A 21,758-nucleotide genomic window follows, 5' to 3' on the forward strand; every position below is an offset into this window, starting at 1 on the left:
AAGCTCTGGTCCGAACGTCGACGCGTCGTCGAGTCCAAGGCCACTTGAGGTTATATGGTCAAGCCGCACGGATCATTAGTACTGGTTAGCTCAACACATTGCTGTGCTTACACACCCAGCCTATCAACCACCTGGTCTTGATGGTTCCTTTAGGGGAGTCAAGCTCCCGGGAGATCTCATCTTGAGGCACGCTTCCCGCTTAGATGCTTTCAGCGGTTATCGTTTCCGAACATAGCTACCCGGCAGTGCCACTGGCGTGACAACCGGAACACCAGAGGTTCGTCCACTCCGGTCCTCTCGTACTAGGAGCAGCCCCTCTCAAATCTCCAACGCCCATGGCAGATAGGGACCGAACTGTCTCACGACGTTCTGAACCCAGCTCGCGTACCACTTTAAATGGCGAACAGCCATACCCTTGGGACCGACTACAGCCCCAGGATGTGATGAGCCGACATCGAGGTGCCAAACACCGCCGTCGATATGAACTCTTGGGCGGTATCAGCCTGTTATCCCCGGAGTACCTTTTATCCGTTGAGCGATGGCCCTTCCATACAGAACCACCGGATCACTAAGACCTACTTTCGTACCTGCTTGATCCGTCGATCTTGCAGTCAAGCACGCTTATGCCTTTGCACACAGTGCGCGATGTCCGACCGCGCTGAGCGTACCTTCGTGCTCCTCCGTTACTCTTTGGGAGGAGACCGCCCCAGTCAAACTACCCACCATACACGGTCCCCGACCCGGATTACGGGCCCAGGTTAGAACGTCAAGCACGACAGGGTGGTATTTCAAGGTTGGCTCCACGACAGCTGGCGCCATCGCTTCAAAGCCTCCCACCTATCCTACACAGACGAACTCAACGTTCAGTGTAAAGCTATAGTAAAGGTTCACGGGGTCTTTCCGTCTTGCCACGGGAACGCTGCATCTTCACAGCGATTTCAATTTCACTGAGTCTCGGGTGGAGACAGCGCCGCCATCGTTACGCCATTCGTGCAGGTCGGAACTTACCCGACAAGGAATTTCGCTACCTTAGGACCGTTATAGTTACGGCCGCCGTTTACCGGGGCTTCGATCAAGAGCTTCGCCTTGCGGCTGACCCCATCAATTAACCTTCCGGCACCGGGCAGGCGTCAGACCCTATACGTCCACTTTCGTGTTTGCAGAGTCCTGTGTTTTTGATAAACAGTCGCAGCGGCCTGGTCACTGCGGCCCTCGATCGCTATAGCCCGCATGGGCCACGACCAAGGGCGCACCTTCTCCCGAAGTTACGGTGCTATGTTGCCTAGTTCCTTCACCCGAGTTCTCTCAAGCGCCTGAGAATTCTCATCCTGCCCACCTGTGTCGGTTTACGGTACGGTCTGCATAAGCTGAAGCTTAGGGGCTTTTCCTGGAAGCGTGGGATCAGTGACTTCGTCCAATAGGACTCGTCTCGGTGCTCGGTCTTGAAGGGGCCCGGATTTGCCTAAGCCCCAAACCTACCTCCTTTCCCCGGGACAACCAACGCCCGGTACACCTACCCTTCTCCGTCCCCCCATCGCACTTATGCGAGGTGCTGGAATATTAACCAGCTTCCCATCGACTACGCATTTCTGCCTCGCCTTAGGGGCCGACTCACCCTGCGCCGATTAACGTTGCGCAAGGAAACCTTAGGCTTTCGGCGTGCGGGCTTTTCACCCGCATTATCGTTACTCATGTCAGCATTCGCACTTCCGATACCTCCAGCAGACTTCTCAATCCACCTTCAACGGCTTACGGAACGCTCCTCTACCGCGCACAAACAAGTTTGTGCACCCCAAGCTTCGGTTCATCGCTTAGCCCCGTTAAATCTTCCGCGCAGACCGACTCGACCAGTGAGCTATTACGCTTTCTTTAAAGGGTGGCTGCTTCTAAGCCAACCTCCTGGCTGTCTGTGCCTTTCCACATCGTTTCCCACTTAGCGATGAATTTGGGACCTTAGCTGTGGGTCTGGGTTGTTTCCCTTTTCACGACGGACGTTAGCACCCGCCGTGTGTCTCCCATGCAGTCCGTCTCGGTATTCGGAGTTTGCCATGGTTTGGTAAGTCGCGATGACCCCCTAGCCATAACAGTGCTCTACCCCCGAGAGGATTCACATGAGGCGCTACCTAAATAGCTTTCGAGGAGAACCAGCTATCTCCGGGTTCGATTAGCTTTTCACTCCTAATCACACCTCATCCCCTACCTTTGCAACGGGAGTGGGTTCGGGCCTCCAGTTGATGTTACTCAACCTTCACCCTGGGCATGACTAGATCACCCGGTTTCGGGTCTACTGCCCGCGACTATGCGCCCTTATCAGACTCGGTTTCCCTTCGCCTCCCCTATACGGTTAAGCTCGCCACGAACAGTAAGTCGCTGACCCATTATACAAAAGGTACGCAGTCACCCCGAAGGGCTCCTACTGCTTGTACGCACACGGTTTCAGGGTCTATTTCACTCCCCTCGCCGGGGTTCTTTTCGCCTTTCCCTCACGGTACTGGTTCACTATCGGTCGGTCAGGAGTATTTAGCCTTGGAGGATGGTCCCCCCATGTTCAGACAGGGTTTCACGTGCCCCGCCCTACTCACTTTTCATCGAAATGGCCCTTTCGCATACAGGGCTGTCACCTTCTATGGCCAGTCTTTCCAGACTGTTTTGCTAGAACCAATTCGACTTTTGGGCTGCTCCCCGTTCGCTCGTCGCTACTCAGGGAATCTCGGTTGATTTCTTTTCCTACGGTTACTTAGATATTTCAGTTCACCGCGTTCGCCTCGTACAGCTATGTATTCACTGCACGATACCTCTTGCGAGGTGGGTTTCCCCATTCGGACATTGCCGGATCAAAGCTTGTTGCCAGCTCCCCGACACTTTTCGCAGGCTGCCACGTCCTTCATCGCCTCTGACCGCCAAGGCATCCACCGTGTGCGCTTATTCGCTTGACCATATAACCCCAAGTCGCCTCGGGGCCACATCGTTGCGAATATCAACGACATTCAAGTTTCAGGGGCTCGAAGCCCCCGCCTTAGCCTCTACGACACGTCTGGACATTCGTCTCAAACGCTTCGCTACATCCCGATTTTCAAAGATCATCGCAACGGCTTCAGCGCCGCTGCGTATCAATTCTTGAGTGTGTGCAGGTCATCCAGTACTTCTAGCGGGCTCGCATCGATGGTGGGTCTGGGAGGACTCGAACCACCGACCTCACCCTTATCAGGGGTGCGCTCTAACCACCTGAGCTACAGACCCGAAGATGCTCGTCCCGGGCACCGGCCAGGTGGGCCGCTGCCGCGAAGGAGTCCGCATGCCGGGGAGCGTGGTGGAGCCAGTCGGGATCGAACCGACGACCCCCTGCTTGCAAAGCAGGTGCTCTCCCAGCTGAGCTATGGCCCCGTAAGGGACGCTCCCTCGACGGGCATGTCGTGGCATGTCGCCGGGAACTACTGGATGCAGGTCACTTGTGCGGACGCCTGGACAGGCGAGTGCCGTCCGGTTCTCTAAAGGAGGTGATCCAGCCGCACCTTCCGATACGGCTACCTTGTTACGACTTCACCCCAGTCATCTGCCACACCGTGGCAAGCGCCCCCCTTGCGGTTAGGCTACCTGCTTCTGGTGCAACAAACTCCCATGGTGTGACGGGCGGTGTGTACAAGGCCCGGGAACGTATTCACCGCAGCAATGCTGATCTGCGATTACTAGCGATTCCGACTTCACGGAGTCGAGTTGCAGACTCCGATCCGGACTGAGAGAAGGTTTCTGGGATTGGCTTGCCCTCGCGGGTTTGCAGCCCTCTGTCCTTCCCATTGTAGTACGTGTGTAGCCCTGGCCGTAAGGGCCATGATGACTTGACGTCATCCCCACCTTCCTCCGGTTTGTCACCGGCGGTCTCCTTAGAGTTCCCACCATTACGTGCTGGCAACTAAGGACAAGGGTTGCGCTCGTTGCGGGACTTAACCCAACATCTCACGACACGAGCTGACGACAGCCATGCAGCACCTGTGTCACGGTTCCCGAAGGCACCAATCCATCTCTGGAAAGTTCCGTGCATGTCAAGGCCAGGTAAGGTTCTTCGCGTTGCATCGAATTAAACCACATACTCCACCGCTTGTGCGGGCCCCCGTCAATTCCTTTGAGTTTCAGTCTTGCGACCGTACTCCCCAGGCGGCGAACTTAACGCGTTAGCTTCGATACTGAGTTCCTAGTTGAACCCAACATCCAGTTCGCATCGTTTAGGGCGTGGACTACCAGGGTATCTAATCCTGTTTGCTCCCCACGCTTTCGTGCCTCAGTGTCAGTACTGGTCCAGGTGGCCGCCTTCGCCACGGATGTTCCTCCCGATCTCTACGCATTTCACTGCTACACCGGGAATTCCGCCACCCTCTACCGTACTCTAGCCCGCCAGTATCCAATGCAATTCCCAGGTTGAGCCCAGGGCTTTCACATCAGACTTAACGAACCACCTACGCACGCTTTACGCCCAGTAATTCCGAGTAACGCTTGCACCCTTCGTATTACCGCGGCTGCTGGCACGAAGTTAGCCGGTGCTTATTCTTTGGGTACCGTCAGAACAACCGGGTATTAACCGATTGCTTTTCTTTCCCAACAAAAGGGCTTTACAACCCGAAGGCCTTCTTCACCCACGCGGCATGGCTGGATCAGGCTTGCGCCCATTGTCCAATATTCCCCACTGCTGCCTCCCGTAGGAGTCTGGACCGTGTCTCAGTTCCAGTGTGGCTGATCATCCTCTCAGACCAGCTACGGATCGTCGCCTTGGTGGGCCTTTACCCCGCCAACTAGCTAATCCGACATCGGCTCATCCAATCGCGCAAGGTCCGAAGATCCCCTGCTTTCACCCGAAGGTCGTATGCGGTATTAGCGTAAGTTTCCCTACGTTATCCCCCACGACTGGGCAGATTCCGATGCATTACTCACCCGTTCGCCACTCGCCGCCAGAGGAGCAAGCTCCTCCGCGCTGCCGTTCGACTTGCATGTGTTAGGCCTGCCGCCAGCGTTCACTCTGAGCCAGGATCAAACTCTTCACTTAAGTTTTGCGGCTTCGCCCCGAAGGACTCGGCCAATAGCTTGAGTGCAGTCGTCGCTCCTGAGCCCCAAATTACTCGCTTGCATTTGCATGCATTTGAATTGACTTGTTGCTCTGTTACGAACGTCTGCAAGTTGGATGGTCATCCACCCGCCAGACGCCCGCACAAGTCACCTGCGCACACTGTCAAAGAACTTCCGGGACCGGCCTCAGCGCCTGGTTCCGCGAACCTCGACTTCCGTCGAGGTGAGCCGCCCATCTTAGCGCGACTTTGGCTTTCGTCAACACCCTTTTTCGGGGCGACCCTGCCATCCGTTCAACGTTCGGCCCGGAGGCGTTCCCGTCGAGGGAGCCGCACATTCTAGCGCGGTTTCGAAGAACGTCAACACCTCGTGATGGCCGATTCTTCGCCCCGCTGCGGTGGCCGACGTGCCGGCCGCGCCGTGGCGGGGGGCGCATTGTGCACGGGTTGCGGGGGCCTGGGAAGGGGGTACGCTCAACTCTCGACCAACGTCCCCCTTGACGCCGCCGGACGCCTGCAGGAAGGTCGCCCGGACCCGCCCCGCGCCCGGACACGCCACCAGATGCGAAACCTGAACCTGCTGCCGCTGCTGCTGCTCCTGTGCGCCGCCTGCGCCGGCGCCGGCGAACCCTGGGTCGAGCTGGGGGGGCGCCGCTACGGGGTGGAGATCGCCGCCGACGACCACTCGCGCGCCCGCGGCCTGATGTTCCGCGACGCCTTGGCGGAAGACCGGGGGATGCTGTTCATCCACGAGCGCGAGGAGCGCCAGGCCTACTGGATGAAGAACACCCGCATACCGCTCGACATCCTGTATTTCGATGATGGCCTGCGGCTGGTCTCGCAGCAGCGCGACGTGCCGCCCTGCACCAGCGGCGTCGGTTGCCCCGCGTACCCGAGCGCGGGACCGGCGCGCTACGTGCTGGAACTGAACGCGGGCGAAGCGGCCCGGCTCGGCCTGAGCGATGGCGAATCGCTGCGGCTCGGCCCGGGCATCGCCGATCGCTGAATCGGCGCCTTGCGCAACGCCTGCGCCCGGCGCAGGCTTGGACCATGGACCACGAATCCCCGCTGCCGGACTGGGACAGGCTGGCCGCCCTCGACGACGCTTCCGTCCCGCTGCTGGGCACTGCGCTGCTGATCGCGCGCGACGAGTATCCCGATCTCGACCCCTGCCAGTACGACGGCGTCCTGCAGCGCCACGTCGCGCAGCTACGCCCACGCATCGAGGCGATCCCGCTGTGGCCGCTGAAGATGCTCGCGATCAACGAGTACCTGTTCGACGAGGTCGGCTACAGCGGCAACCACGACGAGTACTACGACCCGCGCAACAGCTACCTCAACGAGGTCTTCGAGCGGCGCCTGGGAATCCCGATCTCGCTGGCGCTGGTGCAGATGGAAGTCGCCAGGCGCCTGGGCATGCCGCTGGACGGGGTGTCGTTCCCCGGGCATTTCCTGGTGCGGCTGCCGGTCGACGACGGGCTGCTGGTGATGGACCCGTTCAACCGCGGGCGCCCGCTGGACGTGGACGAGCTGCGCGAGCGCGCGCGTCCGCACGTGGGCGGCAACGCCATCGACGACCACGTCCTGCAGCAGATCCTGCATCCCGCCTCGCACCGGGCGATCCTCACGCGAATGCTGCGCAATCTGCACGGGGTCTACGCCGAGCGCGGCGACTGGGCCAGGGCTGTGCGCTGCGCCGATCGCGTGCTCAAGCTCCTGCCCGAGGACGCCGAAGCGCTGCGCGACCGCGGGCTCGGCTACCTGCAGCTCGACTACCGCCGCGGCGCGCGCCAGGATCTCGGGCGCTACCTGCTGCTGGCGCCGGACGCGCCGGACGCGCCGGCGGTGCGTGAGTACCTCATCGAGGCCAGCACCGATCCCGGCCGGCTCAATTGAGCCGGCGACCCGGGGCGGCGCGGCTACGCTACAGCGGCATCATCTCGAAATCGTCCTTGGTGACGCCGCAGTCGGGGCAGGTCCAGTCCGCGGGCACGTCCTCCCAGCGCGTGCCCGGGGCGATCCCCTCCTCGGGCAGCCCCGCGGCCTCGTCGTAGATGTAGCCGCAGACGACGCACATCCAGGTGCGGTAGGCGGCGGCCTGCGAGACGGGCTGGTTCATCCGGTGATGCGCTGCGGTGCGGGATGCGCCATTGTCCCACCTGAAGGCAGATATCGGAACCAACGTGCATGAACGGATCCAGCGCCGCGCCCCGGGGCCTCTACCTGATCACCCCGGACGACCCCGACACCGCGCGGCTGCTGCGTCGGGTCGACGCGGTGCTGGGCGCGGCAACATGGCTGCAGTACCGCAACAAGGCCGCGGGCGCGGCACTGCGCCGGGAACAGGCCCTCGCCCTGCGGGCGCGCTGCGCCGCGGCCGGCGTACCGCTGATCGTCAACGACGACCTGGCGCTGGCGCGCGCGGTCGCGGCCGACGGCGTCCACCTCGGAGAGGACGATGCCGACCCGGCGACGGCGCGCCAGGCGCTGGGCGCCGGCGCCCTGGTCGGCGTGTCGTGCTACGACGACCTGGAGCGCGCGGCGCGCGCGGCCGCAGCCGGTGCCAGCTATCTCGCCTTCGGCGCCTTCCACCCCACCCGCAGCAAGATCACCACGCGCCGCGCCGATGCGCGATTGCTGCGCGCGGCCGCCTGCTGGGCGCTGCCGCGGGTGGCGATCGGCGGCGTCACCGCCGACAATGCAGCCCCGCTGGTGGCGGCGGGCGCGGACCTGGTGGCGGTGATCGGCGCCGTGTTCGACGCTCCCGACCCGCCGGCCGCGGCGCGCGCCCTGCGGCAGTGCTTCGATGCTCCGGCGCCGCCCTGACGCCTCCGCCCGGTGCCTCCGCCCCCGGCGGGCGCCGCCAACGCTCCGCCACAGGACCCGATCGATGAAACAGCAGCGCTCGAACGCCCTTTTCGCCCGCGCCCGCGAGCTGATGCCCGGCGGGGTGAATTCTCCCGTGCGGGCGTTCAGGTCGGTCGGCGGCGACCCGTTCTTCGTCGCCCGCGCCGACGGCCCGTTCCTGTTCGACGTCGACGGCAACCGCTACATCGACTACGTGGGCTCCTGGGGCCCGATGATCACCGGCCACAACCACCCGCGGGTGCGCGAGGCAGTCGAGCGTGCGGCCCGCGACGGGCTCTCCTTCGGCGCGCCCTGCCCCGCCGAGGTGACCATGGCCGAGACCCTGACCCGGCTGGTGCCGTCCTGCGAAATGGTACGGATGGTCAATTCCGGCACCGAGGCGACGCTGTCGGCGATCCGGCTGGCGCGCGGCGCCACCGGACGGGCGCGGATCGTCAAGTTCGAAGGCTGCTACCACGGCCATGGCGACTCGTTCCTGGTCAAGGCGGGCAGCGGCGCGCTGACTTTCGGCGTGCCCGACTCGCCCGGCGTGCCGAAGGCGCTGGCCGACCTCACCCTGACCCTCCCCTACAACGATTTCGACGCCGCCAGCGCGCTGTTCGACCGCTCCGGCGACGACATCGCCGGGCTGATCATCGAGCCGGTGGTGGGCAACGCCAACTGCCTGCCGCCGCGCGAGGGCTATCTGCGGCACCTGCGCGAGCTCTGCACCCGCCACGGCGCGGTGCTGATCTTCGACGAGGTGATGACCGGATTCCGCGTCGCGCTCGGCGGGGCGCAGGCGCGCTACGGCGTGGCGCCGGACCTCACCACCTTCGGCAAGATCATCGGCGGCGGCATGCCGGTGGGCGCCTACGGCGGCCGCCGCGAGCTGATGGAGCAGGTCTCGCCAGCCGGGCCGGTCTACCAGGCCGGCACCCTGAGCGGCAATCCGGTGGCGATGGCCGCGGGGCTGGCGATGCTGGAGCTGGTGCAGGAGCCCGGCTTCCACCAGCGCCTGGAGGCGACGGCCAACGCGCTGTGCGACGGGCTGGAGGCGGCGGCGCAGGAGGCCGGCGTGCCGTTCACCAGCAACCGGGTCGGCGCGATGTTCGGCATGTTCTTCACCGAATCGCCGATGGTCGACAGCTACGCCGGCGCGGTGGCCTGCGACGCCGCCGCGTTCGCGCGATTCTTCCGCGCCATGCTCGGCCGCGGGGTGTTCCTGGCGCCGTCGGCGTTCGAGGCGGGCTTCGTCTCCGCCGCCCACGACGAGGCGATCGTCGCCGAAACGATCGAGGCTGCGCGCGCCGCGTTCGCCGCCGTCCGCCAATGACCGGGGGCGCGCCGCCCCGGCTGGTGCTGTTCGACTTCGACGACGTCCTGGCCAGCTACTCGCACCAGGCGCGTATCGCCCATCTGGCGGGGTGTTGCGGGGTGTCCGGCGAGCGCGTCTCCGCGGTGCTCTTCGAGTCCGGGCTCGAAGACGAATACGACGCCGGGCTGATCGACACGGCGACCTATCTCGCCCGGCTCGGCGACGGCCTGGGCGCGCCGGTCGACGAGACCCGGTGGATCGCCTCGCGGCTGGCGGGCAGCCGCGTGGATCCGGCGGTGCTCGCGCTGGCCCGGTCGGTGGCCGCCCAGGCGCGGGTCGGGGTGTTGACCAACAACGGCGCGCTGCTCGCCGTCGCCTGCCGGACGCTGCTGGCCCCGCTCTTTCCGGCGCTGGAGGGCGCGGTGCTGTGTTCGGGTGCGCTGCGCATGCGCAAGCCGGACGCGGCGATCTTCCACCACGCGCTGAGGCATTTCGGTGTCCCGCCCGAACACGCGCTGTTCCTCGACGACAAGCCCGCCAACGTCGCCGGCGCGCGGGCGGTGGGCCTGCGCGCCGAGTGCGTGGCCGACGCGGCGGGCCTGGGCGATGCGTTGCGCCGCCACGGCTTCGCGCTCCAGCCGGACCCGGGCGAGCGCGCAGCGGGCGCCGGGATCGGCTAGCTTCTCCCGGACCGGACGCAGCCCGCGGACGGCCCGCCCACGGAACCGATCCATGCGCCTGGAAACCCTTGCCATCCACGCCGGCGGCGACGCCGATGCCGCCACCGGCGCGCTCTCGCCGCCGATCCACCTGGCCACCACCTTCCGCCACGGACCCGCTGCCGAGCGGATCGCCGGCTACGAATACCAGCGCGAGGGCGACCCGACCAACGACCGCCTGCGAACCGCGATCTGCGCGCTGGAGGGCGCCGAGAAGGCGTTGACCTTCGCTTCGGGCATGGCGGCGATCTCGGCGCTGCTCGAGTCGCTCGAGCCCGGAGCCAGGATCCTGATTCCGCGCGACTGCTACACCGGCCTGCGGGTGCTCGCGGCCGAGTTCCTGCCGGCCAGGGGAATCGAGGCGGTGGCCGTCGACACCACCGATCCAGGGGCGGTGCGTGCCTCCTGCGGTGCGGGGGTGGCCATGATCTGGGCGGAAACGCCGTCCAATCCGCTGCTGGAGGTGAGCGACATCGCGGCGCTGGCGGCCATCGCCCACGAGCACGGCGCGCTGCTCGCCTGCGACAACACCTTCGCAACGCCGGTGCTGCAGCGGCCGTTGGCGCTGGGCGCCGACATCGTGATGCACTCGACCACCAAGTACTTCGGCGGGCACAGCGACGTACTGGGCGGGGCCCTGGCGTTCGCCCGGACCGATGCGCTGTTCGCGCGGGTGGCGCACCGGCTGCACGTGACCGGGGCGACGCTGGCACCGTTCAGCGCCTGGCTGACGCTGCGCGGCTGCCGCTCGCTGCCGGCGCGGATGGCGATGCACTGCGCCAACGCGCGGCGGGTGGCGGAGTTCCTCGCGGGCCAGCCCCAGGTCGAAGAGGTCCACTATCCCGGGCTCGCTTCTCACCCCGGACACGCGGCCGCCACGCGGCAGATGGCCGATGCCGGCGGCATGCTCAGCATCGAGCTGCGCGACGGCCGCGATGCCGCGCTCGCGCTGGCCGGCGCGCTGCGGCTGTTCACCAATGCCACCTCGCTGGGCGGCTGCGAGTCGCTGGTGGAACACCGCGCCTCGGTGGAAGGCGATCGGCCGGTGTCGCCGCCCGGGCTGCTGCGATTGTCGGTCGGCCTGGAACACGTCGAGGATCTGATCGGAGACCTGCGCCAGGCGCTCGCCGCGCTCTGATCTCGGCGGACGCCCCTGCGCGGCCGGCGGTGCGGGCTCAGCGCCGCAGCGCGCGCAGCGCGGCGCCCAGCCGCTGCAGGCCGTCGGCGATGTCGGCGTCGCCGATGTTCAGCGGCGGCACGAAGCGCAACACGTCCGGCCCCGCCTGCAGCAGCAGCAGGCCTTCGGCAGCGGCATGGTCGAGGATCTCGGCGGCGCGCCCGGCCACATCCGGCGCCAGCACCGCCCCCAGCATCAGCCCGCGCCCACGCACCTCGGTGAAAAGACCGAGCTGGTCGTCCAGCGCGGCGAGCCCGGCGCGCAGCGCTGCGCCCTGCCGCGCGACGTTGGCCTGGATCTCCGCCGAGCCGAGCTTGCGCAGCGCCACCCGCGCCACCGCCGCGGCCAGGGGGTTGCCGCCGAAGGTGGTGCCGTGGTCGCCGAACCCCATCACCTCGGCCACCTCCGGGCCGGCCAGCATCGCGCCGATCGGAAAGCCCCCGCCAAGCGCCTTGGCCAGGGTGACGATGTCCGGGGTCACCCCGTCCTGCCAATGCGCGAACAGGCCACCGGTGCGGCCCATCCCGCACTGGATCTCGTCCAGCACCAGCAGCGCGCGATGGCGGTCGCACAGCGCGCGCGCCGCCTGCAGGAAGCCGGGCGCGGCAGGCATCACCCCGCCCTCGCCCTGCACCGGCTCGAGCATGACCGCGGCCACGTCGCCGCCCGCCATCGCCGCTTCCAGCGCCGCCACGTCGTTGAAGTCGAGGTAGCGGAAACCGCCCGGCAGCGGCTCGTAGCCGGCCTGGTACTTCGGCTGCGCGGTGGCGGTCACCGCGGCCAGGGTCCGGCCGTGGAACGAGCCGCGGAAGGTGAGGATGGTGCGCCGCTCCGGCGCTCTGCCCTGCGCCGCCGCCCATTTACGCACCAGCTTGATCGCCGCCTCGTTGGCCTCGGCCCCGGAATTGCACAGGAAGACCCGGGCGGCGAAGCGCGAGGCCGCCACCAGCTCATCGGCCAGTCGCAGCGGCGGCTCGCTGTGGAAGACGTTGCTGGTATGCCAGAGCCGGCCGGCCTGCTCCTGCAGCGCGGCCAGCAGGTCCGGATCCCCGTGCCCGAGCCCGCACACGGCGATGCCGGCGGCGAAATCGACGTACTCGCGGCCTTCGCTGTCCCACAACCTGGAGCCGAGGCCGCGTTCGAGCAGCAGCTCGCGCTGCCGATACACCGGCAGGTAGCGGGCGGCGAGCGCCAGCGGAGAATGGGTTTGGTTCGGCATGATCAGCGGCCCCGGGGATGGCGCATTCTCGCCCTCACCACGCCTGCGGCACAATTGGCCGATGAACACGGCCACCCGCGCGGGGCCCGCCCCGCACCTCGAGCCCGCCAGCCAGACCGGCTGGCGCCGCACCTGGTTCGACATCATCTATCGGCACGACACCCCGATATCGCGGAATTTCGATCTGCTGCTGGTCGTCGCAATCCTCGCCAGCGTGCTGGCGGTGATGCTGGACAGCGTGGCCTCGATCCACCACGGGCACGCGCGCCTGCTCTATCGCCTGGAATGGGCGTTCACCCTGCTGTTCACCGCCGAGTACGTATTGCGGCTGCTGGTGGTGCGCCGGCCGCTGCGCTACGCCTTGAGCATCTGGGGGGTGATCGACCTGCTGTCGATCCTGCCGACCTACCTGTCGCTGCTGCTGCCCGGCAGCCAGAGCCTGCTGGTGGTGCGGATCCTGCGCATCCTGCGCCTGTTCCGGATCCTCAAGCTGACCCGCTACGTGGAGGAAAGCGGGGTGCTCGCCCGCGCGCTGTGGCGCAGCCGTCGCAAGATCTTCGTCTTCATCTCCGCGGTGCTCACGATCGTGGTGATCGCGGGCGCGGTGATGTACGTGATCGAGGGGCCCGCCAACGGCTTCGACAACATTCCGTTGAGCATGTACTGGGCGATCATCACCGTGGCCACGGTCGGGTTCGGCGACATCGTCCCGCACACCGCGACCGGCCGCGTGGTCACCTCCGTGCTGGTGCTGATCGGCTACAGCATCATCGCCGTGCCCACCGGCATCTACACCGCCGAGCTGATCAACAACCTGCGCGAGGCCGAGGACGAGGCCCGCAGCCACGACGTGCGCGGTTGCGGGCATTGCGGGCTGCTCGGCCACGCCGCCGATGCCGCGCACTGCCGCCGGTGCGGCGCCTCGCTGCCCCGCGCGGACTGACGCCGCCGCGCCCGCGCCCGCCTCAGTCGAGGAACAGATCCGGCAACAGCGGCATCGACGGATCGACCGCATAGCGATCCAGGTCGGTGACGCCGGCTTCCCGCAAGACCTCGTCGTCGATCAGGAACCGCCCGCTGAACCCCTGCGCGGGACGGGTGAGGATCGCATGCGCGGCGTCGGCCATGATCGCCGGGTCGCGGCCATTGCCCTGCTCCACACCGGGGATCATGTTGAGCGCGTCGGTGGCGATCAGGGTGCGCGGCCAGAGCGCGTTGATCGCCACGCCGCGCGGGCCGAACTCTCCCGCCAGGCCCAGGGTGACGAAGCTCATCCCCATCTTCGCCAGGGTATAGCCGGTGTGCGGCGCCCACCATTTCGGATCCAGCGACGGTGGCGGCGCCAGGGTCAGGATGTGGGGATTGGCGGCCTCGAGCAGGTGCGGCAGGCAGGCCTGCGCGCACAGGAAGCTGCCGCGCGCGTTGACCTGCTGCATCAGGTCGAAACGCTTCATCGGCGTCTCCAGCGCCCCGCGCAGCCAGATCGCGCTGGCGTTGTTGACCAGGATGTCGATGCCGCCGAAGGCGTCGACCGTCGCCTGCACCGCCGCGCGCACCTGCTCCTCCTCGCGGACGTCGCATTTGAGCGCCAGCCCCTGTCCCCCGGCGTCGGCCACCGCCTGCGCGGCACTGTGGATGGTGCCGGGCAGCTTCGGGTTGGGCACGTCGGACTTGGAGGCGATCGCCACGTTGGCGCCGTCGCGCGCCGCGCGCAGCGCGATGGCCAGCCCGATCCCGCGCGAGGCGCCGGTGATGAAGAGGGTCTTGCCTGCCAGGGTGGCCATAGGGGCGTCCGTTATTCGTGATTCGTGTTTCGCCGGATGCTAGCGCACCCGGCCCGATGCTCTCGCGAACAACAAATCGTCAATGACCGATCCCGGCTCTCAGGGCTTCGGCCCCTGCCCCTCATTGTCCTCCCATTTGAGGAGGCGGCGGGTCACGAAGCGGTAGACCGGCTTGCCGGTGCGGAACCAGAGGTCGCGCAGCCAGGAGTGGCGCTTGAGCAGGCGCCGCTCGACCGGGGTCAGCGCTTGGCGGCAGTACATGCGCTTGTGCTTGAGCAGGTGGCGCAGATCCTCGCGCGCCAGCAGGCGGATCCAGCGCGCGCGCGGGTCGCCGCAGGCGGCGAGCTGGAAGTCGATGATCCCCGGGCTGCCGTCCTCCAGCACCAGCCAGTTGGCCTCCTTGGCCAGATCGTTGTGCGCCAGGCCCCGGCGGTGCAGCGCCTGCAGCAGCCGCCTGGCCTGGCGGAAATAGCGCAGGTCGCCGCGCGGCGGGCGCTGGTACATCGCCGCGCCCGCGAGGTGGCTGCGATCGAGGCGCCGGCCGTCCCAGCCCAGCAGCTGCGGGACCGCCGCCAGCCCGGCCACCCGGCGCAGGCCGCGCGCCTCGCGTCGCGCCAGCCACCAGGCCGGCAGCCGCAGCCACAGCGGCACGTGGGCCAGATCGCGGCGTACGAACAGGCCTCGCGCGTCGCGCATCAGCGCGATGCGGCCGAAGCTGTCGGCCTTGAGCGCCTGGATCTCGATCGCTTCCTCGCGTGCCATCGCTGCATTGTAGGCGCTACCCCCAGGGAGGGCGCGGCCCGGCCGACCCGGCACGCCACCCTGTTCGAGCGCGGACCGCCGCACCCAGCGCGGCTGCCATAATTGGGCGATGACAGATGCCTGGTTCGACAGCATCCTCGCCTGGATCAGCGCCCACCCCGTCGCCGCGGGCGGCCTGATCTTCCTGATCGCGTTCCTCGATTCGCTGGTGGTGCTGGGGATCGTGGTGCCGGCGCTGCCGCTGTTGTTCGCGGTGGGGACGCTGATCGGCCTGGGCCACATCGACGGCGGCTACGCGATCGCCTGCGCCGCCGCGGGCGCCTTCGCCGGCGATGCGCTCAGCTTCTGGGTCGGGCGCCGCTGGGGCGCCCAGATGCATGCCCACTGGCCGTTCCGCCGCTATCCGCAACTCCTGGAACGCGGCGAGACCCTGTTCCGCAGGCACGGCAGCAAGAGCATTCTGATCGCGCGCTACGTCGGGGCGGTGCGGCCGTTCGTCCCCGCGATCGCGGGGATGCTGCGGATGCCGCTGCGCCGCTACGTGCCGGTGAGCCTGTTCGCGGCGGCGTCCTGGTCGGCCGCGTTCCTGGCCCCGGGCTGGCTGTTCGGGGCCTCCTACGATGCGGTGGCGGCGGTCGCCGACCGCCTGGCGCTGGTGCTGGGAGCGATGCTGGCGGTGATGGCGCTGGCCTGGGCGAGCGTGCTCTACACCTGGCGCTGGTTCGACGGCCACGCCAACGCGCTGCTGGCCCGGGCGCTGAAGTGGACCCGTGCCCATCCCCGCCTGGGCCGCTACGCGGCGGCGCTGATCGACCCGAACCGGCCGGAGTCGCCATCGCTGGCGATCCTCGCCGCGTGCCTGCTGGCGATCGCCTGGGCCTGGTTCGCGCTGCTGACCACGGTGCTGATGCGCGGCGAGCCGCTGATGCTCGATCGCAGCGTGTACGAGTTCATGGTCTCCCTGCGCAATCCGCTGGCCGACCGCATGCTCGCCGGGCTGGCCTCGATCGGCGACGCGGCGGTTCTGGTGCCGGCGGCCGGGCTCGCGACGCTGTGGCTGTTGTGGCGGCGGCGCTGGATCGCCGCAGCGCACTGGCTGGCGGCGCTGGCCTTCGGGCTGGTGCTGACCACGGTGCTGGAACGGCTGATCGACATGCCGCAGCCGCCTACCGCGCACCTCGGCTTCGGCTTCCCGTCGATGGCGGTGACGATGACCACCATCGCCTTCGGATTCTTCGCGGTGCTGATCGCACGCGAGCTGCCGGGCCGCAGCCGGGTGTGGCCCTATCTCGTCGCGGGCGTGGTGGTGGCCCTGCTGGGCTTCTCGCGGATCTACCTGGGCGCGCATTGGCTGAGCGACGTGGTGGGCGGGCTGCTGCTGGGGATCGTCTGGCTGCTGGCGCTGGGGATCGCCTATCGGCGCCACGTCGCGCGCTCGTTCTGGATGCGGCCGCTGGCCTGGGTGTTCTACGGCTGTTTCGCGCTGGCGGCGGCATGGCATGCGCCGCGCGCGGTGGATCCGCTGCTGGCGAGCTTCACCCCGCCGCTGCCGAGCCTGGCGATGAGCCCGGCCGCATGGTGGCGCGATGGCTGGCAGCGGCTGCCGGCGCAGCGCAACGAACGCGACAGCGCGCTGCGCTGGCCGCTCGACGTCCAGGTGGCCGGGCCGTTGCCGGCGCTGCAGGCGCATCTGGAAGCGCACGGCTGGCGGGTACAGCCGCAGGCCGACTGGACCGCGACCCTGGGCCTGCTCGACGACGACCTCCCCCCCGCCGACCAGCCCGTGCTGCCGGCCACCCTCGAAACCAGCGCCGAGACCCTGCTGCTGCGTCGCCAGCTCGCCCCCGGACGCGTCCAGGTGTTGCGGCTCTGGCGGGCGCCGGCGCGCCTGAGCGGCGGGACGCCGCTCTGGATCGGCTCGGCGCAGACCCTGGACTACACCCGGCCGTTCGGCCTGTTCGGGTTGTGGCAGCCGCGCAGCGACGGAGGCGCCGGGGCCTGGGAACGGCTGCGCGAGGACGTCCGGGGTCTCGAGGCGCGCAGCGACGTCGAGCGACCGTCCGGCAGGCCGGTGCTGCGGGTCCGCACCGCCGCGGCGCCGGTCCCTCCGCCCGGCTGACCCGGCCGGGCCTCAGGAGACGAATTCGAGCAACCGCTGCAGCCGCCGGTGCGGGTCGGCCTCCTGCAGCAGCGCCTGCCGCTGGGCATCCTCCAGCGGCAGCAGCTCGGCCAGGCGCCAGCCGACCCAACCTGCATCGTCGAAGCGGGCCTTGGGCACCGCCGAGACCGCCGCACCGGCATGCTCCAGGATCCGCCGCAGCAGCTCCGCCAGCAGCGCGTGTTCGGGCAGCAGCGCCACCCTCGGGTCATCGTCCTGCCACGCGATCCCGGCCACCACCAGGCCGTTGTCGCGCACCCGGGTGCTGCACACCCGGAAGCGGCGCGCGCCGCGCACCCGCAGCGACAGCAAGCCGTCCGCGCCTCGATCGAAGTCCTCGATCAGCGCCTCGGTGCCGTAGGCGGCGGGCGAAGCCGGCGCGCCGGCTTCCTCGCCGTCGAGGATCAGGCAGATGCCGAAGCTGCCGCCGCTGCGGCCGCAGTCGCGCACCAGGTCCAGGTAGCGCGGCTCGAAGATCCGCAGCCCGAGCGCCGCTCCCGGCACCAGCACCGAGTGCAACGGAAACAGCGGCAGCGTTTCAGGCTCGCTCATGCGGGAGTTGTGCCACGGATCGGCGCCGATGAACACCGGCCACCGCGTCGGGCGGCGCGCCCGCACGCGACCTCAGGCGCCGGCCTGCTCGCCGCGCAGGGCGGCCAGGAAGCGCTGCGGAGCGCCGTCGAAACCGCCGTTGGACATGAACACGACATGGTCGCCGCCCCGCGCCAACCCGCCCAGCGCGCGGATCAGCGCGTCGACATCGGCCACCGCCTCGGCATGGCCACGCACCGCCTCGACCACCCTGCCGGCATCCCACGCCAGTTCCGGGCGGTGCAGGAAGACCACCGCGTCGGCGCCGGAAAGTGCCGGCGCCAGCGCCTCGGCGTGCGCGCCCAGCCGCATCGAGTTGCTGCGCGGCTCGATCGCCACCACCACCCGCGCGTCTCCCACCCGCGCCCGCAGGCCCGCCAGGGTGGTGGCGATCGCGGTGGGATGGTGGGCGAAATCGTCGTACACCGAGATCCCGTCGGCCTCGCCCAGCAGCTCCATGCGCCGGCGGATGCCGCGGAACCCGGCCAGCGCCGGGATCGCCGCGGCGACATCGACCCCCACCGCGGCGCAGGCCACGATGGCCGCCAGCGCGTTCATCACGTTGTGGCGCCCCAGCAGCGACCAGCGCACGGTACCGACCTGGCGACCGCCGCGCAGCACCGCGAACGCGCTGCCGTCGGCCCGTTCCAGGCGGGCGTTCCACTCGAAGCGACCGTCGATGCCGAAGCGCTCGACCGGTGTCCAGCGGCCCATGTCGAGTACCTCGGCCAGGCGCGCGTCCTCGCCGTTGACGATCAGGCGCCCCCGTCGCGGCACGGTGCGGACCAGGTGATGGAACTGGCGCTGGATCGCCGCCACGTCGGGGAAGATGTCGGCATGGTCGAACTCGAGGTTGTTGAGCACCGCCACCAGCGGCCGGTAGTGCACGAACTTGCTGCGCTTGTCGAAGAACGCGGTGTCGTACTCGTCCGCCTCGACCACGAACTCGCGGCCGCTGCCGAGCCGCGCGGACGCGTCGAAGTCGCCGGCGACGCCGCCGATCAGGAAGCCGGGTTCGCGTCCGGCGGCCTGCAGCAGGAAGGCCAGGATCGCCGTGGTGGTGGTCTTGCCGTGGGTGCCGGCGACGGCGATCGTCTCGCGCCCCGGCAGCACCTCCTCGGCCAGCCATTGCGCACCGGAGGTGTAGCGCATGCCGCTGTCCAGCACGTGTTCGACCGCGGCGTTGCCGCGCGAGAGCGCATTTCCGACCACCACCGCATCGCAATCCGGCGAGAGGTGCCCGGGCAGGTAGCCCTGGCGAAGACCGATGCCCAGCGACTCGAGCTGGGTCGACATCGGCGGATAGACCGCCTGGTCGCTGCCTTCGACGCTGTGACCGAGCTCGCGCGCCAGTGCCGCCACGCCGCCCATGAACGTGCCGGCGATTCCGAGGATGTGGATCTTCAAGCCGCCTCCGTTCCGGTCACCGCGCCAAGCCGCCGCGCGCCGCTCCCCGCGCCGGACCCGCCACAACCGCTCACCACCCCAAGCCCAGGTGCAGCAGCAGGCCCGCCGCCGCCATTCCCGCGGTGATCGCGGCCACCCTGGCACGCGACGCCAGCAGTGCCTCGCGCCATAGCCTGTACCAGTAACGCAGCAACCACACCAGCAGCGCCGCCTCCAGCGCCAGCACCCCGGCCGCGGCCAGCAGCAGTGCGCCGGCGCTGTCCGGAGCGGGCGGTGGCCGGGTCGCCAGCCAGAGCAGCGGCAGCGCTGCCGCGGTCCGCGCCAGTGCCGCCATCGCCAGCGCCTGCAGCGCCGGCAGCAGCAGCGCCAGGCGCCCCGCTGCGCTCAACAGCAACGCGCACAGCGCGATCTCCACGGCCGCCAGGGCGAACATCGGCGAGGCGGCGCCTGGCGCGCGCGGCGCGACCAGCCCGGCCGCCGCCATCGCCAGTCCCCACAGCAACAGCGTGGGCGGCCAGGCAGGCGGCAGCGCCTGCAGGGGCCCGCGCAGGATGAGGAACCGCAGCCACGGGTTCGGCAAGGCTCAACCGGCGGTCGTGGCCGCCGGCGCGATCGCCGCCAGGATGCGCTCGAACACCTCGTCCAGCGAGCCGACCCCGTCGACCACCGTCAGCTGGCCATGTTCGCGGTAGAACTCGATCACCGGCGCGGTCTGCTCGTCGTAGACCTGCAGGCGCTTGCGCACCGAATCGGGCTGGTCGTCGGCCCGGCCCTCGGCCTGGGCACGACCCGCAAGGCGCTCGATCAGCAGTTCGTTGTCCACCGCCAGCTGCACCGCCGCGTCGAACGGCTGCCCAAGCCGCTGCAGCAGCGCGTCGAGCGCCGCGGCCTGCGCCAGGTTGCGCGGGTAGCCGTCGAGGATGAAGCCGGCGCGGGTGTCGTCGCGCGAGAAGCGCTCCTCCAGCATGCCCAGCAGGATCTGGTCGGAGACCAGGTCGCCGCGGGCCATCACTTCCTTCGCCTGCAGCCCCAGCGGTGTGCCAGCCGCGACCTCGGCGCGCAGCAGGTCGCCGGTGGAAATGTGCGGCACCTTCAGCGCGTCCTTCAGCCGCGCCGCCTGCGTGCCCTTGCCCGACCCGGGCGCACCTAGAAGAACCAGTCGCATCGCTCGCTCCACACGGACGGAATCCGGACGGCGCCGGGGTGGCGTTACACTGCCACACGGGCGCCGACGCAGGCGCCAGCTTACCGTATCCGCCGGCGATTTCCGGCCCTCCTTTCCTCCACGAGAGTCCGCCATGCCATCCGGAACCCTGCTCTACGCCCAGTCGGGCGGCGTCACCGCAGTCATCAATGCCACCGCGTCGGGCGTCATCGGCGAGGCGCGCGCGCGCAAGGTCAAGGTCCTCGCAGCCCGCAACGGCATCCTCGGCGCCCTGCGCGAGGATCTCATCGACACCAGCAAGGAATCGGCCGCGGCGATCCGCGGCCTGGCCCATACCCCGGGTGGGGCATTCGGCTCGTGCCGCTACAAGCTCAAGTCGCTGGACGCCGACCGCGCCCGCTACGAGCGCCTGCTCGAGGTGCTGCGCGCCCACGACGTGCGCTGGTTCCTCTACAACGGCGGCAACGATTCGGCCGACACCGCGCTCAAGGTGTCGCGGCTGGCGGCCGAGTTCGGCTACCCGCTGACCTGCATCGGCGTGCCCAAGACCATCGACAACGACCTGGCGGTGACCGACTGCTGCCCCGGCTTCGGCTCGGCCGCCAAGTACACCGCCGTCTCGGTGCGGGAGGCCGCGCTGGACGTCGCGGCGATGGCCGACACCTCCACCAAGGTGTTCGTGTACGAGGCGATGGGCCGCCACGCCGGCTGGCTGGCGGCGGCCGCCGGACTCGCGGGCCAGGGACCGGACGACGCGCCGCACATCATCCTGTTCCCCGAGCGGGCCTACGACGAGCCGACCTTCCTCGCCCAGGTGGAGAAGGTGGTGGCGAAGGTGGGTTACTGCGTGGTCGTGGCCAGCGAGGGCATCCAGAGCGCCGACGGCCGCTTCGTCGCCGACGCCGGCGGCGGCAAGGATTCGTTCGGCCACACCCAGCTCGGCGGGGTCGCCTCGTACCTCGCCGGCAAGGTCAAGGACGAGCTCGGCTTCAAGGTGCACTGGACCCTGCCCGACTACCTGCAGCGCTCGGCGCGTCATATCGCCTCGCAGACCGACCTGCTGCAGGCGCAGGCGGTGGGCAAGGCCGCGGTGCAGTTCGCGCTGGCCGGGCGCAACGCCACCATGCCGGTGATCCGCCGCACTTCCGACAGGCCCTATCGCTGGAAGATCGAGAGCGCGCCGCTGGAAAAGGTGGCCAACCACGAGAAGAAGATGCCGGCCGGGTTCCTGCGCAAGGACGGTTTCGGCATCACCGCCACCGCGCGCCGCTACCTCGAGCCGCTGATCCGCGGCGAGGCCTACCCGCCCTATGGGCGCGACGGCATTCCCGCGTACGTGACCCTGAAGAACGTCGCGATCAAGAGAAAGCTGCCCGGCTGGAACGGCTGACGGAAAGGGGTGCCGGGTAGCAGCCCAGCCGCCCGGCCGCGAGGATGCGAGGATGCGATGCGACCAGCGCCTCGCCGCTGGTCGCGCGCGCCCAGGCGCGGCCGGACGCGGTCGCGAACGGCCCCTCCGGACCGCCGCCATCGCATCTGGGATAATGCCCGGCCTCC

The 21,758-nt window shown here is 68.4% G+C and carries 17 protein-coding genes, 2 tRNA genes and 2 rRNA genes; 9 read left to right on the forward strand and 12 right to left on the reverse strand.

Annotation, left to right across the window (positions count from 1 at the left end; all coding sequences use genetic code 11):
- Positions 1–54 precede the first annotated feature (54 nt).
- The 4 genes from QFW77_RS07950 to QFW77_RS07965 all read right to left on the reverse strand — a co-directional run bounded on the left by QFW77_RS07950 (position 55) and on the right by QFW77_RS07965 (position 5,035).
- Positions 55–2,936 (reverse strand): 23S ribosomal RNA (locus QFW77_RS07950).
- Positions 2,937–3,163: 227 nt separating this feature from the next.
- Positions 3,164–3,240 (reverse strand) — tRNA-Ile (locus QFW77_RS07955).
- A 68-nt stretch (positions 3,241–3,308) separates the two neighbouring features.
- Positions 3,309–3,384 (reverse strand) — tRNA-Ala (locus QFW77_RS07960).
- Positions 3,385–3,490: 106 nt separating this feature from the next.
- A 16S ribosomal RNA gene (locus QFW77_RS07965) occupies positions 3,491–5,035 on the reverse strand.
- The 16S and 23S rRNA genes sit together here with 2 tRNA genes alongside, the layout of an rRNA operon.
- Before the next feature lie 581 nt (positions 5,036–5,616).
- Here QFW77_RS07965 and QFW77_RS07970 point away from each other — a divergent pair.
- Together QFW77_RS07970 and QFW77_RS07975 are read left to right on the forward strand one after the other, a co-directional pair.
- Positions 5,617–6,060, forward strand: a complete 444-nt coding sequence (locus tag QFW77_RS07970; RefSeq protein WP_280573948.1) for a DUF192 domain-containing protein — start codon at positions 5,617–5,619, stop codon at positions 6,058–6,060.
- Positions 6,061–6,104: 44 nt separating this feature from the next.
- Positions 6,105–6,950, forward strand: coding sequence for a SirB1 family protein (locus tag QFW77_RS07975; protein WP_280573949.1), 846 nt, complete (start codon positions 6,105–6,107; stop codon positions 6,948–6,950).
- 28 nt (positions 6,951–6,978) lie between these two features.
- Here the strand turns inward: QFW77_RS07975 and QFW77_RS07980 are convergent, their stop codons facing one another.
- Positions 6,979–7,173, reverse strand: coding sequence for a rubredoxin (locus QFW77_RS07980; protein ID WP_280573950.1), 195 nt, complete (start codon positions 7,171–7,173; stop codon positions 6,979–6,981).
- A gap of 68 nt (positions 7,174–7,241) precedes the next feature.
- Between QFW77_RS07980 and thiE the strand changes: the two genes are divergently transcribed.
- The 4 genes from thiE (at position 7,242) to QFW77_RS08000 (ending at position 11,076) form a co-directional block, all read left to right on the forward strand.
- The gene (gene thiE / locus QFW77_RS07985; protein WP_280573951.1) at positions 7,242–7,880 is read left to right on the forward strand and encodes a thiamine phosphate synthase; all 639 of its coding nucleotides are present in this window, start codon (positions 7,242–7,244) and stop codon (positions 7,878–7,880) included.
- A 64-nt stretch (positions 7,881–7,944) separates the two neighbouring features.
- Positions 7,945–9,237 (forward strand): glutamate-1-semialdehyde 2,1-aminomutase, encoded by a 1,293-nt coding sequence (gene hemL, locus QFW77_RS07990; RefSeq protein ID WP_280573952.1) that lies wholly within the window; start codon positions 7,945–7,947, stop codon positions 9,235–9,237.
- Positions 9,234–9,899: an HAD family hydrolase gene (locus tag QFW77_RS07995; protein ID WP_280573953.1), complete on the forward strand. Its 666-nt coding sequence runs from the start codon at positions 9,234–9,236 to the stop codon at positions 9,897–9,899. The genes hemL and QFW77_RS07995 overlap by 4 nt, the downstream gene beginning before the upstream one ends.
- A 52-nt stretch (positions 9,900–9,951) precedes the next feature.
- A complete protein-coding gene (locus tag QFW77_RS08000) occupies positions 9,952–11,076 on the forward strand; it encodes a trans-sulfuration enzyme family protein (RefSeq protein WP_280573954.1) in 1,125 nt (374 codons plus the stop codon).
- A 37-nt stretch (positions 11,077–11,113) separates the two neighbouring features.
- On the opposite strand, the gene QFW77_RS08005 is transcribed toward QFW77_RS08000, so the two are convergent.
- Complete coding sequence (locus QFW77_RS08005; protein WP_280573955.1) at positions 11,114–12,334, reverse strand: acetylornithine transaminase; 1,221 nt, start codon at positions 12,332–12,334, stop codon at positions 11,114–11,116.
- Positions 12,335–12,395: 61 nt separating this feature from the next.
- Here QFW77_RS08005 and QFW77_RS08010 point away from each other — a divergent pair, with 61 nt between their 5' ends.
- Positions 12,396–13,277, forward strand: a complete 882-nt coding sequence (locus QFW77_RS08010; protein WP_280573956.1) for an ion transporter — start codon at positions 12,396–12,398, stop codon at positions 13,275–13,277.
- A 22-nt stretch (positions 13,278–13,299) separates the two neighbouring features.
- Here the strand turns inward: QFW77_RS08010 and QFW77_RS08015 are convergent, their stop codons facing one another.
- Entirely contained in the window at positions 13,300–14,118 is an 819-nt protein-coding gene (locus tag QFW77_RS08015) for an SDR family oxidoreductase (RefSeq protein WP_280573957.1), read from the reverse strand.
- Positions 14,119–14,217: 99 nt separating this feature from the next.
- A complete protein-coding gene (locus QFW77_RS08020) occupies positions 14,218–14,880 on the reverse strand; it encodes a protein kinase family protein (protein ID WP_280573958.1) in 663 nt (220 codons plus the stop codon).
- A gap of 109 nt (positions 14,881–14,989) precedes the next feature.
- On the opposite strand from QFW77_RS08020, the gene QFW77_RS08025 reads away from it, so the two are divergent.
- Positions 14,990–16,999, forward strand: coding sequence for a bifunctional DedA family/phosphatase PAP2 family protein (locus QFW77_RS08025; RefSeq protein ID WP_280573960.1), 2,010 nt, complete (start codon positions 14,990–14,992; stop codon positions 16,997–16,999).
- Positions 17,000–17,011: 12 nt separating this feature from the next.
- Here QFW77_RS08025 and QFW77_RS08030 read toward each other — a convergent pair whose 3' ends face one another.
- The 4 genes from QFW77_RS08030 to QFW77_RS08045 form a co-directional block, all read right to left on the reverse strand.
- A complete protein-coding gene (locus QFW77_RS08030) occupies positions 17,012–17,590 on the reverse strand; it encodes an LON peptidase substrate-binding domain-containing protein (RefSeq protein WP_280573962.1) in 579 nt (192 codons plus the stop codon).
- 72 nt (positions 17,591–17,662) lie between these two features.
- Positions 17,663–19,036, reverse strand: a complete 1,374-nt coding sequence (mpl, locus tag QFW77_RS08035; RefSeq protein ID WP_280573964.1) for a UDP-N-acetylmuramate:L-alanyl-gamma-D-glutamyl-meso-diaminopimelate ligase — start codon at positions 19,034–19,036, stop codon at positions 17,663–17,665.
- Positions 19,037–19,106: 70 nt separating this feature from the next.
- Positions 19,107–19,616, reverse strand: a complete 510-nt coding sequence (locus tag QFW77_RS08040) for a hypothetical protein (protein WP_280573965.1) — start codon at positions 19,614–19,616, stop codon at positions 19,107–19,109.
- Between the two features lie 3 nt (positions 19,617–19,619).
- Entirely contained in the window at positions 19,620–20,201 is a 582-nt protein-coding gene (locus tag QFW77_RS08045) for an adenylate kinase (RefSeq protein ID WP_280573966.1), read from the reverse strand.
- 133 nt (positions 20,202–20,334) lie between these two features.
- Here QFW77_RS08045 and QFW77_RS08050 point away from each other — a divergent pair, with 133 nt between their 5' ends.
- A complete protein-coding gene (locus tag QFW77_RS08050; RefSeq protein ID WP_280573967.1) occupies positions 20,335–21,591 on the forward strand; it encodes a 6-phosphofructokinase in 1,257 nt (418 codons plus the stop codon).
- Positions 21,592–21,758: the final 167 nt, after the last annotated feature.

This window comes from Luteimonas endophytica, from assembly GCF_029887875.1.
Classification (GTDB): Bacteria; Pseudomonadota; Gammaproteobacteria; order Xanthomonadales; family Xanthomonadaceae; genus Luteimonas; species Luteimonas endophytica.